This is a genomic window from Aequorivita sediminis, assembly GCF_032080575.2.
Classification (GTDB): domain Bacteria; phylum Bacteroidota; class Bacteroidia; order Flavobacteriales; family Flavobacteriaceae; genus Aequorivita; species Aequorivita sediminis.
In genome coordinates this window covers 1-15,761 of sequence record NZ_JAVLSO020000012.1, presented here as the reverse complement: position 1 = coordinate 15,761, position 15,761 = coordinate 1, and the positions used below count along the sequence as shown (strand labels likewise).

General features: G+C 35.3%; 9 protein-coding genes. 5 read left to right on the top strand and 4 right to left on the bottom strand.

Going from position 1 to position 15,761, the window contains the following annotated elements:
- Window positions 1–233: 233 nt before the first annotated feature.
- Window positions 234–971, bottom strand: a complete 738-nt coding sequence (locus RT250_RS12925) for a hypothetical protein (protein ID WP_313115235.1) — start codon at window positions 969–971, stop codon at window positions 234–236.
- A gap of 217 nt (window positions 972–1,188) precedes the next feature.
- Window positions 1,189–2,232 (bottom strand): WD40/YVTN/BNR-like repeat-containing protein, encoded by a 1,044-nt coding sequence (locus tag RT250_RS12920; protein WP_313115234.1) that lies wholly within the window; start codon window positions 2,230–2,232, stop codon window positions 1,189–1,191.
- A gap of 310 nt (window positions 2,233–2,542) precedes the next feature.
- Between RT250_RS12920 and RT250_RS12915 the strand changes: the two genes are divergently transcribed.
- Complete coding sequence (locus RT250_RS12915) at window positions 2,543–3,754, top strand: RsmB/NOP family class I SAM-dependent RNA methyltransferase (protein ID WP_313115232.1); 1,212 nt, start codon at window positions 2,543–2,545, stop codon at window positions 3,752–3,754.
- 184 nt (window positions 3,755–3,938) lie between these two features.
- The gene (gene purL, locus RT250_RS12910) at window positions 3,939–7,634 is read left to right on the top strand and encodes a phosphoribosylformylglycinamidine synthase (RefSeq protein WP_313115230.1); all 3,696 of its coding nucleotides are present in this window, start codon (window positions 3,939–3,941) and stop codon (window positions 7,632–7,634) included.
- Between the two features lie 98 nt (window positions 7,635–7,732).
- On the opposite strand, the gene RT250_RS12905 is transcribed toward purL, so the two are convergent.
- Window positions 7,733–10,561 (bottom strand): M16 family metallopeptidase, encoded by a 2,829-nt coding sequence (locus RT250_RS12905; protein ID WP_313115229.1) that lies wholly within the window; start codon window positions 10,559–10,561, stop codon window positions 7,733–7,735.
- A gap of 253 nt (window positions 10,562–10,814) precedes the next feature.
- Between RT250_RS12905 and RT250_RS12900 the strand changes: the two genes are divergently transcribed.
- The 3 genes from RT250_RS12900 (at window position 10,815) to RT250_RS12890 (ending at window position 13,828) form a co-directional block, all read left to right on the top strand.
- Complete coding sequence (locus RT250_RS12900) at window positions 10,815–12,596, top strand: AMP-dependent synthetase/ligase (protein WP_313115228.1); 1,782 nt, start codon at window positions 10,815–10,817, stop codon at window positions 12,594–12,596.
- A 138-nt stretch (window positions 12,597–12,734) separates the two neighbouring features.
- Entirely contained in the window at window positions 12,735–13,061 is a 327-nt protein-coding gene (locus RT250_RS12895) for a DMT family transporter (RefSeq protein WP_313115227.1), read from the top strand.
- 245 nt (window positions 13,062–13,306) lie between these two features.
- Complete coding sequence (locus tag RT250_RS12890; RefSeq protein ID WP_313115226.1) at window positions 13,307–13,828, top strand: DUF488 domain-containing protein; 522 nt, start codon at window positions 13,307–13,309, stop codon at window positions 13,826–13,828.
- 14 nt (window positions 13,829–13,842) lie between these two features.
- On the opposite strand, the gene RT250_RS12885 is transcribed toward RT250_RS12890, so the two are convergent.
- A complete protein-coding gene (locus tag RT250_RS12885; RefSeq protein ID WP_313115225.1) occupies window positions 13,843–15,321 on the bottom strand; it encodes a polysaccharide deacetylase family protein in 1,479 nt (492 codons plus the stop codon).
- Window positions 15,322–15,761 lie beyond the last annotated feature (440 nt).

The following is a 15,761-nucleotide window of genomic DNA, read 5'->3' as shown; positions in this document are numbered from 1 at the left end:
AAGTCCGATTTTTTTATTTGATAATTGTGATAAGGAACGAACAATCAAATTATTAGAATATAAAATTTGTAAAAAAAATATAATGTGATTTTTACAAATGAAATTTTTAAATAAAAAATAAATAATTAGTAAACTACGATAGAAAACCTAAATTTTTTATGAAAGTGATAATCATAAAAAAACCGGCTCCAAATTGGAGCCGGTAATAAAATTGGAATTATTTGTTTACTAGATTAATCGTCAAGTAAATCAATTTTATCTTTAATATGTTCTTTCATTGCTTCTGCAATATCGCGGTTTCCGTCTTGGTCATTAGGACTAATTTCAATAATCCCATCTCCATTTCCATCAACTGCGTTTGAAAGGTCTACACCCGTTGTAGCATCAAAAACACTGTTTAGGTCGAAGTTAATAACAACACTATTCTGATCGTTTGATATAACAGTATTTGTTTCTCCTTCGTCGAACTCTACTTCTAGTTCCTCTTCAAAATCATGCCAGAAGACAAATGGAATTCCGTCTATGGTTCCTTCCATTTTTATACTCTGCTCATAAATTTCGCTATCTGGATTTTCGTTTTTATCAAATTCGAATTCGATTTCTTCAAGACGACCATTAGGTGCATCTACTACAGTAATAACCACTAGAGTTGGGGATAATAAATCCAGCTCAAAAGGACCTTTTAATTCAATCTCTTCTTCACTATTATAGAAGTTGTCATCGCCGATGATATCATCGTACTCCAACTCAATTTCTTCTAAATTAATTAAGAACTTAGACAATGCAACTACTGGACCATCTAAGACGGTACTTTTACCTGCGTCTGGAGAATAGTTGGCTGAAGCATAAATGCCAAGTTTTCCATTTCCATCTTCAACAGACAATGAATCGTCATCGTCTGAGCACGCTGTAAATGCGCCCGCTAGAGCAATTGCGAATAAGGGTTTTTTAAAATTTTTAATCAAATTCATAAGTTTAGGTTTTAGAATTAGTTTGACTTATAACTTCTAGAACGGCCTATATTTTGAAATGATATATATGATCCCCTAAATTATTCTTAAAAGGGTACTAAGTAATTGTTAATGGCTATAAGGGGTTTTTAAACACAAACCTTCAATTGTTCAGAGAACTAATGCATTAGAGCTAAAAATATAGAAATTAAGCCTGAAAACTGAAGAAATTATGTTGCTACTTTTTAAATACTAATTTGGAAATTCTTTTATTGCCCGAAGCGAAAGCTACACTATCGTTAACAAATTCAATAGCGAAGAAACCAACTTTTGATAGTTCCTTCCAGTTTTTACCGCCATCACCGCTAAACGAAATTCCAGTCGAACCTACCGCAACTAGCCCTTGCCCTTTTGTGCCTGGTACATATTTTACAGAAGAGCGATACCCTGGATCTTTTCCATTTGCGATCAATTTCCAAGTTTTACCGCCATCTTTAGTAATGGCCTTGTTCCCTTCATTAAACGCCTTGTCTTCCCAATTTCCACCGAAAATCACACCGTTCTTTTCATCTAAGAAATCAACAGCATAAATTCCAGTCATCGCTTGCCCTTGAATAATTGGCGTATTGTATACTTCCCAAGTTTTCCCCTTGTCAGAAGTATGCATAATTCGAGCTTTTTTACCACCCGTTGCCACCCAAGCATTATCTTTATAAACCGCAATATTACTATTGCTTGCCGCAAATGCTGCTTCACCTTTTTCTACCTTTGGAAGATTTTCACAAGATAATTTTTGCCAAGAATTTCCACCATCGCGTGTAATTATTACAGACATACAGTCTTCAGTAGGATCGCCAATTGCAATCCCTTCCATATCATTCCAAAACCTCATCGAGTCGTAGAAAACATTTTCATTTTTCTCTGAATATACCTCTTCTATGTTGGTTGCATCTTTTCCATCAAAACCAATTTTATAAAGCACTGCAGGATTAGCGATACTCAAGACAAAAACCGCTTCGTTTGTTGTTGCTATAGATCTAAAATGAAGTAAGGTATCTTCATACTTAATTACAGCTAACTTTGGAGTGTCACCGTCTATTAAACCAACTTTTCCTTGATCTGCTGCAAACCAAATTCTGTTTTCATCTAAGGGTTGAATAGCGCGAATACTTAAACTGTCTATAAAAACTGGCGTAATGTCAACAGAATTAAATTCTACTTCAGGTTTAGAATTACAAGAAACTAATGAAAAAGCAGCTACTAGAATAAAAAGAAATCGCATTTGTAAAATTTTTGGCAAAAGTAAACATTCTAAAATATCAAGTACCATAACCTATTTATAAATGCTTGAGAACATCAGATAAACTGAAAACATACTTGAGTTCTAATTTTTTTTTATAGTTAATTGTAAAAAATAGATTATAAAATTTTTTTTTGATTTCGATTTAAGTTTCAATTTCAGTTTCAAAGAGATACCTTTGCACTCGCAAAAGTTTTCAACTGATTGAAAGCCTTAAAGTCAAGCACAAATTTCAGAAGTAATTTTATTTATTAATCTGGTTTTGTGTTGTATAAATTGAATACCCTATTAAATGAAATTACACCGAAACCTAGTATTCGCTACTATTGATTCCCTTCACCTTATTTTCAATGAAAATAAACAAGCCGATAAAGTATTAAGAGGCACTTTAAAACGTGATAAACGTTGGGGTGCGCGAGACAGAGCATTTATTGCAGAAACCACTTATGATATTGTAAGATGGAAACGCCTATATTCAGAAATTGCTGAAGTACGCGAACCTTTTGATCGTCCTAATCTTTTTAGATTATTTACTGTTTGGGCAACCTTAAACGGAATTAAAATTCCAGAATGGAAACAATTTGAAGATACTCCTACCCGTCGAATAAAAGGAAGATTTGACGAACTTTCTAAAATTAGAAAATACCGCGAATCTATTCCAGATTGGATGGATGAGCTAGGCGAAAAAGAATTAGGTAAGAAATGGGATAAGGAAATTGCAGCCCTAAACAAGCAAGCCGACGTTGTTTTACGCGTAAACACTTTAAAAACTACCGTTGATGCATTGCAAAATGAATTAGCGGACCTCGACATTGAAACTGAAACAATAAAGGGTTACCCAGATGCTTTAAAACTTAAAGAGCGTGCAAATGTATTTATTACAGATGCTTTTAAAAATGGTTTGTTTGAAGTACAAGATGCTTCTTCACAAAAAGTAGCGGCTATGCTAGACCCAAAACCTGGAATGCGCGTTATTGACGCTTGTGCCGGGGCGGGCGGAAAAAGCCTTCATATTGCAACCATGATGGAAAACAAAGGCCAGCTAATTGCAATGGATATTTACGAGAATAAACTTAACGAACTCAAGCGTAGAGCTCGAAGAAACGATATTTTTAATATCGAAACTCGAGTAATTGATTCCACAAAAGTTATAAAGAAGTTGATAGAAAAGGCCGATAAGGTTTTAATTGACGCTCCTTGTTCTGGATTAGGAGTTTTAAGAAGAAACCCTGATGCTAAGTGGAAACTTCAGCCTGAGTTTTTAGATAAAATTAGAGCTACACAAAAGGATTTATTAGAAAGTTACTCTAGAATGGTAAAGCCAGGTGGTGATTTAGTTTATGCTACTTGCTCTATCCTACCTTCAGAAAATGAATTACAAGTGAAAGCATTTTTAGCTAGTGAAGCTGGAAAAGATTTTACGTTATTAAACGAAGAGAGAATCTTGCCAAGTAAAAGTGGTTTTGATGGTTTTTATATTTCTTTATTACAAAAGAAGGCATAAAAAAGATTGATTTTATATAAGAAAAGAGCAGGCAAAAGTCTGCTCTTTTCTATTTTATACCTCTAGAACTTCAAGAAAACCATTTGTTGTTAATTAAAAATGATAATTAGAGTATTTTGAAGCTTTTTTGATAAATAGATTATCCTTTAAAATAGTTAACTTTGCAGCTTCAAAATTAAAATAGATGATTCACTTTTTTGGTAACGTAGAAAACACTGTTTTTGCAGTTCAAACCCACGGAATAATTTCAGAGGAAAACACGAAAAAGCTAGAATGGCTTTTTGGCAATCAGGCTAAGTTAGCGGAATCCGTCCTATCCACAAACACGTCGGATTTTTTTATTGGGCCTCGCGCCGCTATGATTACTCCTTGGAGTACTAACGCCGTTGAAATCACCCAAAACATGGGGATTGAAGGTGTGATTCGTATTGAAGAGTTTCACAATAGTTCGACGGTAAAAGAGGCCTTCGACCCAATGATTTCTCAAAAATTTCAGGAACTGAACCAAGAAATTTTTGACATTAACGTGCAACCTGAACCAATTTTAGAAATTGAAAATATTTCTGAATACAACGAAAAAGAGGGGTTAGCGCTAAATGCTGAAGAAGTTGAATATCTCGAAAACTTATCAAAAAAGATAGGTAGAAAGCTTACCGATAGTGAAGTTTTTGGTTTCAGCCAAGTAAATAGTGAGCATTGCCGTCATAAAATTTTTAACGGCGTATTTGAAATAGACGGAAAAGAAATGCCTTCTTCCCTATTCAAACTTATTAAAAAGACTTCATCTGAAAACCCGAACGACATTGTTTCTGCATATAAAGATAACGTAGCTTTTGTAAAAGGACCTAAGGTAAAACAATGGGCTCCAAAAAGTGCCGATAAGCCAGATTGGTACGAAGAAAAAGATTTCGACAGTGTAATTTCATTAAAAGCTGAAACGCACAACTTCCCAACTACAGTAGAGCCTTTTAACGGTGCTGCCACTGGAAGTGGTGGTGAAATTCGCGATCGTTTGGCAGGAGGAAAAGGTTCTTTACCACTTGCGGGAACAGCGGTTTATATGACCTCTTATTCAAGACTAAACGAAGATCGTCCTTGGGAAAAAGCTATGAAAGAACGCGATTGGCTTTACCAAACGCCTTTAGATATTTTAATTAAAGCTAGTAATGGAGCTTCCGATTTTGGAAACAAATTCGGTCAACCATTAATTGCTGGATCTGTTCTTACTTTCGAGCACGAAGAAGACGCTCGTAAATTAGGTTTCGACAAAGTGATAATGCTTGCTGGTGGTATCGGTTACGGAAAAGCAAGTCAAGCAATAAAAGACAAACCTCAAGAAGGTGATAATATTGTAATTTTAGGTGGTGATAACTACCGAATTGGAATGGGTGGTGCCGCGGTTTCTTCGGCAGATACAGGTGAATTTAGCAGCGGCATTGAACTAAATGCAATTCAACGTAGTAACCCAGAAATGCAAAAACGTGCTGCCAATGCTATTCGAGCAATGGTGGAAAGCGACCACAACCCAATTGTTTCTATTCACGACCACGGTGCAGGAGGACACTTAAACTGTTTAAGTGAACTAGTTGAAGAAACTGGTGGACGTATAGAAATAAGCAAACTTCCTATTGGCGACCCTACCCTATCCGACAAAGAAATAATGGGAAATGAAAGCCAAGAGCGAATGGGCTTAGTTATTGGTGATAAAGACATCCAAAACCTTAAAAAAGTTGCAGACCGCGAACGTTCTCCTATGTACGAAGTAGGGAAAGTTACTGGCGACCAACGTTTCTGTTTTGAAAACAAAGACGGCAAAAAACCTATGGATTTTGCGCTTGAAGATATGTTTGGTAGCTCCCCAAAAACAATAATGAAAGACAAAACCGTAAATAGAAACTATAAAAACTCTGTTTACGAAACTTCAAAAATAAAAGAGTACGTTACACAAGTGCTACAATTAGAAGCAGTAGCCTGTAAAGATTGGCTTACCAATAAGGTTGACCGTTGTGTAACGGGTCGTGTTGCAAAACAACAAACCGTTGGGCAATTACAATTACCTTTAAACAACTGCGGTGTAATGGCTTTAGATTATCAAGGTAAAGAGGGTGTAGCCACTTCTATTGGGCATTCACCATTAACAGCCTTAATAGACCCTGCTGCAGGATCGCGCAATGCTATTACCGAGTCTCTAACCAATATTGTTTGGGCTCCATTAAAAGATGGTTTAAAAAGTGTTTCACTTTCAGCAAATTGGATGTGGCCTTGTAATAACGAAGGGGAAGACGCAAGACTTTACGAAGCTGTTAAAGCTGTTTCAGATTTTTCAATTGATTTAGGAATCAATGTTCCAACCGGAAAAGATTCCCTTTCAATGAAACAGAAATACAAGAATGAAGAAGTTATTTCTCCAGGAACTGTAATTATTTCGGCTGCAGGAAACTGTAACGAAATTCAAAAAATAGTGGAGCCTGTTCTTCAGAACGGTGGTGGTAGCATTTACTATATCAATGTTTCTCAAGACAATTTTAAACTAGGCGGATCATCGTTTGGACAAATTTTAAACGCTATCGGGAACGAAGCACCAGATGTAAAAAGTGCTGAATACGTAAAGAGCGTTTTCAATACCTTACAAGGTTTAATCAAGGGTGGTAAAATTCTTGCGGGACACGATGTTGCTTCAGGTGGATTGATTACTACTTTATTAGAAATGTGTTTTGCCAATGTTAATCTTGGAGCAGACCTTGACCTTTCAAGTTTAAATGAAAGTGATTCTGTAAAAGTCCTTTTCGCTGAAAATGCAGGTCTTGTAATTCAAGCTACTGAAGATGCTTCAGTTGAAAAACTTCTATCTGAAAACAATATCGATTTCAAAAAGATTGGAACAGTTTCAAATAACGAAACCCTTAAAATTAAAAATAACAATGAGGAACTTTCATTCAGCATCCCTGAAATGCGTGATGCCTGGTATGAAACTTCATATTTATTAGACAGAAATCAAAGCGGCGAAGCATTGGCTAAGGAACGTTTTGACAATTATAAAAATCAGCCATTAACTTTCGAGTTTCCAAAGAATTTCACAGGCAACCTCTCGACTGCGCTCGAGGAGACAATGTCAGGTCGAGCGCAGTCGAGACCTAAGGCAGCTGTAATCCGTGAAAAAGGAAGTAACAGTGAGCGTGAAATGGCTTATATGATGCACCTGGCAGGATTTGATGTAAAAGATGTACATATGACCGATCTTATTGAAGGTCGTGAAGATCTTGATGACATACAATTTCTAGTTGCCGTTGGTGGATTTAGTAACAGTGATGTCCTAGGAAGTGCTAAAGGTTGGGCTGGAGCTTTCCTTTACAACGAAAAAGCAAACAAGGCTTTAAAGAATTTCTTTGCTAAAGACGACACATTATCTTTAGGTGTTTGTAACGGATGTCAGTTATTTGTGGAGTTAGGATTACTTAATCCTGAAGATGAAGAAAAACCAAAAATGCTTCATAACGACACCAATAAATTTGAATGTGTATTTACTTCGGTAACGATTCAGGAGAATAATTCAGTGATGCTTTCATCTATGGCAGGAAGTACATTAGGTATTTGGTCGGCTCACGGGGAAGGAAAATTCAGTTTCCCAAAACAGGAAAGCCACTACAATATTGTTGCAAAATACGGTTATGATAAATTGCCATCAAATCCAAACGGAAGTGATTTCAATACTGCTATGATGACTGATAAAACAGGTCGCCATTTAGTAATGATGCCTCACTTAGAGCGTTCTACTTTCCCTTGGAATTGGGCATACTACCCAGAAGACAGAAAAGATGATAAGGTTTCTCCTTGGGTTGAAGCTTTAGTTAATGCTAGAAAATGGATTGAAAAGAAATAGATTTACTCTTTAAACATTAAAAAAGCCGTTTACAAAATTTATGTAAACGGTTTTTTTAATCCCTGCAAGTTTAATTCTCGCAATAATCATTCTATTATTTACTCATTCAAAAGCACTGGTTTTCCTAACCCTAGTTGGTCTAGTTTATCCAATTGAGTTGCTGCATCGCCCACTATTACATATATCATTTTCTCTGGACGAATATATTTTTCAGCTAACGCTTTAACTTCTTCTACTGTCAATGCTTTAACAGTGGCTTCGCGTTGTTTCGCATAATCAACTGGGTAATCGTAATTGCTAATATTTGAAAGCATAGACAACTTGCTATTTAATGTTTCAAAAGCTCTTGCTCCACTTTTTAGCATATAGCCTTTGGTAATTTTTAAGTCATTTTCATTGAAATTCTTACCATAGTTATCTAAAATCTCTTTTATTAAGGCTGTGGACTCATAAGTAACATTAGAACGCACACCACTGCTTAACAAGAATGTGCCTTCAATACTTGTGCCTGTAAACCCAGAGCGAACACCATAGGTGTAACCCTTACCCTCACGCAATTCCTGAGTTAGTTGCGACGCAAAACCACCACCGCCTAATCGGTAATTCATTAAGCTAGCAGGATAAAAATCGGCGTGAGTAGCTGGGATAGCCGGGTAACCAAAATTAAGAATAGATTGTTTCGCACCAGGGAAATCATAAAAATAAATTTTTGAAGCTTCAGGGTTTTTAATTTCAGCTATTTTAGGAAACGATACTTCTATAGGCGCCCATTTATTGTTAAGTGACGTTAATGAACGTGAAACCTCAGCTTGTGACACAGCACCCACTACAAGAACTTTAGTAATGTTTGGTGAGAAATATGTGTTGTAATATGTTTTTAAATCTTCTAAAGTAATAGCCTCTACAGACTCCTTAGTTCCAATATTGTCGTGCGATAAGATGTTGTTTTCACCGTAAATTAACTTATCGAACTTAATACCTGCAATACTATTTGGATTGGCTTTTTGACGTTCAATTTGACTTAAAACACTCTGCTTTTGAAGTTGAAATTCCTTTTCATCCCATCTTGGCTGAAGTAGAATTTCTTGAATAAGATTCATCGTTTTATCATAATTCTTAGCCAATGTATTTCCATAAATCATTATAGCTTCTTTTGTAGCTACTGTATTTATAGTTGCCCCGAGACTTTCAATTGCATTTTCTAGTTCTTCAGGAGTTTTTGTTGCAGTACCCTGAGTTATTAGACCTGCTAGCAAATTTGAAACACCAATCTTACTTGGATTTTCTAAAAGCATTCCGCCATCAAGTTGAATTCTGTATTGCACCAAAGGCACTTCATTGTTTTCTATTCCAAACAATTTAATCCCCGAAGACAATTCGTCTTTCCATACTTCTGGAACTTTTACATCTGGACTTTCACCATAAGGAGGCTCCACACTTCTATCGAAACTTGAAGGGGTTTTCTCATAGTCAGCAACTACGTTTGAATCAAAACTTTCTTCAGCACCTTCAACAATTGGCTCTTCTACTACATCTGCTAGTTTTGAATCTGTAAGTGCTAGAGCTTTCTGATTTTTAGGAACAAAGCTAGTAGCTACATAATTTTTTCCTTTAATATATTGGTTGTAAACGCGCATTACATCATCAGGCGTAACTGCAAGAATATTTTTCACATCTTGATTTACAAATCCAGGGTCTCCTGCAAATATTTCATATTGAGCTAACTGAAACCCCTTTCCTAATACACTGGAAAGTCCTTGATAAAAAGCAGTCTCCTGCCCTGCTTTAATTCTATCTAAATCGGCTTCAGAAATCCCTTCCGCTTCAAATTTTTCTAACCCAACCTCTATTCCTTCTAATACCTCTTGCAAGTTTGTATCTGGAAACGCTGTAACCTGCATCATAAACTGACCCGCAATTTCAGAATTGTATTGATAACTATCCACTTGGTCGGTTAACTTCTTATCTTCCACTAGTGTTTGATATAAGGGTGCTTTCTTCCCTTTTGCCAAATAGGTAGCTAAAACCTCTAAAGCATACGAATCTGGATGATATTGGTAAACCCCAGGCCAAGTAAGCGTTAATTGAGGTACACGCGCAAAGTTATCTTCGTAATACAGCCTTTTAGTTTCAGAAAGCGTAACAGCTTGTTTTTCCATTTTAGGAATATCCTCGCCGCGTTTAATTTCACCGAAATATTTATCCACCCATTCTTTTGCCTGATCAATATCAATATCTCCAGCAATAGTAAGCGTTACATTATTAGGAACATACCAACGGTTATAGAAATCTTTTACGTCTTGAAGGGTTGCATTTTGAAGATCTTCCAAAGACCCAATTACCTCCCAGCTATAAGGATGCCCTTCTGGATATAGGTTTTTATGAATTACGTAAAAATTATGACCGTATGGAGCATTGTCTACTCTTTGGCGTTTTTCATTTTTTACCACTTGCTTTTCTTTTGCCAAGACTTGTTCTGTAACTGTATTGATAAAGAAGCCAAGTTTATCAGCTTCTGCCCAAATCATTTTTTCTAAAGCATCTTTCGGCACGGTTTGGAAATAATTTGTTCTATCTCTACTAGTAGACCCATTTGCGCCAGAGCCTCCAATACGAGCGCTTAATTTATCAAGTCCGCCTTTTCCAAGATTTTCAGATTCTAAGAATAGCAAGTGTTCGAATAAATGTGCAAAACCAGTTCTCCCTTCAATTTCTCTAGCTGAACCTACGTGACTTGTTAAAGCTACCGCAACCACAGGGTCTGAACGGTCTATATGAAAGATAACTTGTAAACCATTATCTAGAGTGTAGGTTTCAAAATCGACTTTAAATTCCTTGTCTTCAGAAACTTTTTCTTGAGAATTATCGCAGGAAATAAAAAAGGTTAAACAAAATAAATTAAGAGCTAAATATTTAAGAAGCTTCATAGTTCAATAAATTAGAATTTGTGTGATATCAATTGTAGTTAGCTAAATTATCTCGGCGATTAGTCTTATTATAGATTCAGTTTTTATGTTGTAAAAATTTGAAATAACTTAGCAAACAAAGAATCTGCTAAGATAGTAATAAACCCAGTGCTTCGATTTATAGATTTATTTTTATAATTATATTTACTTTCAAAATAGTAAATATAGAATATCGAATAATTTCACTATTTTGCACATACAATAATTCTACACTATGACTGATCCAAAAAGACTTTTTGATTTCCCATATTATCAACTTAAACAATACCCTCAAGAAAATGCGCTTGTTACAAAGTATAATGGAGTATGGAAATCTACTTCTACACAAGAATATATCGATAAAGCAAATGCCATAAGCCGTGCTTTAATAAAAATGGGGGTTCAACCAAATGACAAGGTTGCGCTTATTTCTTCTACCAACAGAACAGAGTGGAATGTATGCGACATCGGTATTATGCAAACTGGAGCACAAGATGTTCCCATTTATCCTACTATTTCTGAAGACGAATATGAATACGTTTTAAATCATAGTGAATCTGTTTATTGTTTTGTTTCAGATGAAGAGGTTTACAACAAAGTGATGGCCATAAAAAGCAATGTTCCTAAACTAAAAGAAGTTTATACTTTTAATGAGATAAAAGGAGCAAAAAATTGGTCGGAAGTACTGGAAGCAGGAAAAGATGAAAGCAATCAAGATGAATTAGATAAAAGAAAAGCGGCAATTGATGAAAATGATCTTGCTACCTTAATATATACATCTGGCACTACAGGAAAGCCTAAAGGTGTAATGCTTTCTCACAAAAATATTGCGAGTAATGCTAAATTTAGTTCGGAGCGTCTTCCTATTGTAATGGGAAAATCTAAAGGACTTAGCTTTTTACCCGTATGCCACGTTTACGAAAGAATGTTACACTATATGTATCAGTATTGTGGTGTAGAACTATATTTTGCTGAATCGCTTGAAACAATTAGTGAAAATTTAAATGAAGTAAAGCCAGAGGTAATGACGGCTGTTCCTCGTGTACTTGAAAAGGTTTACGATAAAATTTACACTAAGGGAACTGAACTAACTGGAATTAAAAAGAAATTATTCTTTTGGGCTATAGATTTAGGGTTAAAATATGAACCTTACGGCGAGAATGGCTGGTGGTACGAATCGCAACTCAAACTTGCCAACAAATTAATCTTCAGTAAATGGAGGGAAGCTTTAGGAGGCAACATCAAGGCTATTGCTTCAGGTAGTGCTCCATTACAACCAAGACTTGCACGAGTATTTAACGCTGCTCAAATACCGGTAATGGAGGGTTATGGACTTACCGAAACCTCTCCAGTGGTAGCAGTAAACGATATGCGAAATAAAGGTTTTAAAATTGGAACCGTTGGAAAACCGTTACGAGAAACCGAAGTGAAAATCGCCGAAGATGGTGAAATTCTAGTTAAAGGCCCTCAAGTAATGTTGGGATATTTTAAAAATAAAGAAGAAACTGAAAAAGTAATGGAAGGCGGGTACTTCCATACTGGAGATATTGGGGAAATTGATAGCGAAGGATTCCTTAAGATTACCGACCGTAAAAAGGAAATGTTTAAAACCAGTGGTGGGAAATATATCGCTCCACAAATTATTGAAAACGAAATGAAACAATCTCGTTTCATTGAACAAATTATGGTGATTGGTGAAGGTGAAAAAATGCCTGCAGCCTTAATCCAGCCCGACTTTGATTTTATTCGAGATTGGGGAAAATTGAAAAACCACGACTTACCTGCCGATAATAAAGAATTGGTGAAAAATAAAGAAGTAATTGCTCGTATTCAAGAAGAAGTAGATCTTTATAACGAGCGTTTCGGGAAGTGGGAAAGAGTGAAAAGATTTGAAATGACTCCTGATGTTTGGAGCATAGAAGACGGACAGTTAACGCCAACAATGAAGATGAAACGCAAGGTTATTAAAGCGCAGTATAAAGACCTTTATGATAAAATCTATGAGCATAATTCATAAGTTTATTTTCTAAATATTCGGGATTAAATACACTCTAAATCTGGCAAAGTTTATCATAACTCATTAGTGAAAATAATGAATGATAAACTTTGTCAGACTTTTTTTATTACATTTAATTTTATTAAATCATTGTAAAATATGAATTGGATCTTACTTATTATAGGTGGTCTCTTTGAGGTTGGTTTTGCAGCTTGTTTAGGAAAAGTAAATGAAACTACAGGATTAGAATCTAGGCTTTGGTTTCTTGGCTTTCTAGTTAGTTTAGCCATAAGTATGTTTCTACTTATTCAAGCAACAAAAACTTTACCTATTGGTACAGCATATGCCGTTTGGACTGGAATTGGAGCAGTTGGAACTGTACTTGTAGGTATCTTCTATTTCAACGAACCCGCTACCTTCTGGCGAGTATTTTTCCTTTCTACTTTAATATTGTCTATTGTAGGATTGAAGTTTGTAACCAGTTAAAGCCTACATCCCAATTGGCTACAGCAACAACCTACCTAGGTCGTCGAAAACATAATCTACAACATCTTTTCTAAAACCTTTTTGTAAATTTAAAAGGCGTCTTACAAAAAAAATCGATTCCACGTATTATCCAACTACCAATCCATCAACTCTAGTTTAATAAACTTAAGTTAAACCGCTTATTTTCCTTCTTCTCTCCTTCTCTATTCCTTAAATTTAGTAGTAATCTATTATTATATATTATAATGAATACTATTTGGACCATAGGACACTCAACCCGTACGTTCGACGAATTTCTAAAATTGTTGCAATCCTTCAATATAAAATCTCTTGTCGATGTTCGGCATTATCCTGGTTCCCGAAAATTTCCGCAGTTTAACAAGGACAGTTTAGAAAAATCACTTCCCGAAAACAACATAGAATACACCCACCTCATTGACTTAGGCGGACGTAGAAAACCAATTCCCAATTCCGAAAACGACGCTTGGCGATTAGATTCATTTAAAGGTTATGCAGATTATATGGCAACCGAAGATTTTAAACATGCGCTTAACACTCTAAAAGATATGGCCGCAGAACAGCAAACAGCAATAATGTGCGCCGAAGCTGTTTGGTGGAGCTGTCATCGCTCATTAATTTCAGATATTCTAAAAGTAGATGGGTGGGAAGTACTACATATAATGAGCGAAAACAAAGCTACTGAACATCCCTACACTGCTCCAGCAAGAATAGTGGATGGCAAACTAAATTACTCAAAGAAAGATTGATTATTATTTCTTAATTATTGTCTTCGGCTATACGTTTTACCATTTACAAGTTCTTTCCCTGCAAATAGGTTGTCTACAGTAACTAGGTGATATCCTTTTGACTTTAAATTAGCAATCACTTCTGGCATTGCTTCTACGGTTGTTTTATGAATATCGTGAGCTAAAACAATTCCATTTTTATTGGCTTCACTTATTCTTTGTGTGACAGTTTCGGCATTGCGGTCTTTCCAATCTAAGGGATCTAAATTCCACAAAATGATTGGCATATTCGCTTTGTTTTTTACAATGGCGTTAAACGACCCGTAGGGAGGACGCATAACATTTACTTCTTCTCCTGTTATATTTGAAATAACATCATTGGTTTTAACTATCTGGCTTTCTATTTCTTCGTCAGACAGTTTTTTTAAATCCTTATGATCCCAACTGTGATTTCCAATTTGATGTCCTTCCTTATAAGCTCTTAATAAAGTATTTTTTTGAACTTTTGCCGATTTTCCCAACACAAAAAAAGTGGCTTTTACATCGTGCTTTCTAAGAATATCTAAAAGTTGCGTTGTGTGCGTTGCTGGTCCGTCGTCAAAAGTAATTGCTATACAAGGCTCCTTACTGCAATCAATCTTATATGTTTTTGGCGTAGATTGGTCGTCATCAATTGATGTGGTGGATGTGTCTTCTTCCTGTGTTTGTGGTTGAAGGTTAAAAATATATTGATACTTCTTAGCAACTAAGTGTTTATATGATTCTGGAGCAAGTTTAATTTCTATATTTCCATGATTCCCTGAAGCAACCTGATATTTATCAAAATAGATTGTCAGGTTTCCCGATTCATCCCAGCTAAAAGCGTGATAATTTTTATCGTTTGCTTTTGTACCCTCGTCAATCATTTCTTGGCCATTTTTCCAAAGTGCCTCTTTATCCTCCTGAGTAAGCCCTTCCATTGATTCTATTCGCTCTCTTAAAATTTCACTTGTTTTCATCTTAGCCACTGCAGCAAGTTTATCAAAGTTATCCTGTGGTGAAAAGATGGTGGAGAATTCAAGTTTCTTTTTTTCTTTTACATCAAAAATATGAGTGAAATATTGAGAATTATAATTGTTTCCGTATGAAGTGTAACGCTCAATTAAAAACGCTATAATAGAAGGTGTACTTTCTATAATTTCAAAATGCTGACCAAAATCAAGTCCCGCAACTGCGTCTTCGGTAATCTTTTTTGCTGCGTCTTTAAATTCGGTTAAATACAACTGCGCGAATTCCTCTTCATTCTTATTAATAAAATCATACACAGTATTAGGATAAGACAAGTGAAACTTATTTTTATCGTTTGACGTATCCGAACCAATCTGAATGTTTTTTATTTGAATACTATCAGTTGCGTTTACTACGCTTTCTTCGAGAGTTACTGTTGAAGGCTTTTGAGTTTCTTCCTTTTTAGAATTGTTTTTACAACTATAGATAATTGCAGCAAGCATAAATACGTACACTATTTTTTTCATAATTTTTAATCTAATTGCGTTAATACTTAAAGTCTATATAACATCCATTTAATAATCACGATTCAAAGTTATATCATTTCTTCAAACTCATTTTAGCTCTTTATTAAATCTTAACACACTAATGCAACTACAATGTTTTTAAGGAATAATTTCATTTCAATCGTTTACTATGTGATTATTACGTACTAGCATCTGAATAGATATTTTAAGTGATTTTTATAATCTTTTTCACTCACCTATATATACGTAATTGTTATAATAGATTATACAACAAGGAAACTAAAAGTTCTAAAATGGCTCCAGAAGAATTTTGCAACTGTTATTTTATGAATAAAATTGATACAAATTAATCTGTAAAATTGTATCGAGGCAAAATAAAAATGCCCAAAAGCGGCAGCCGAGTGATTTTGCAGCTACTACTTTATCATGAAATTGAAATA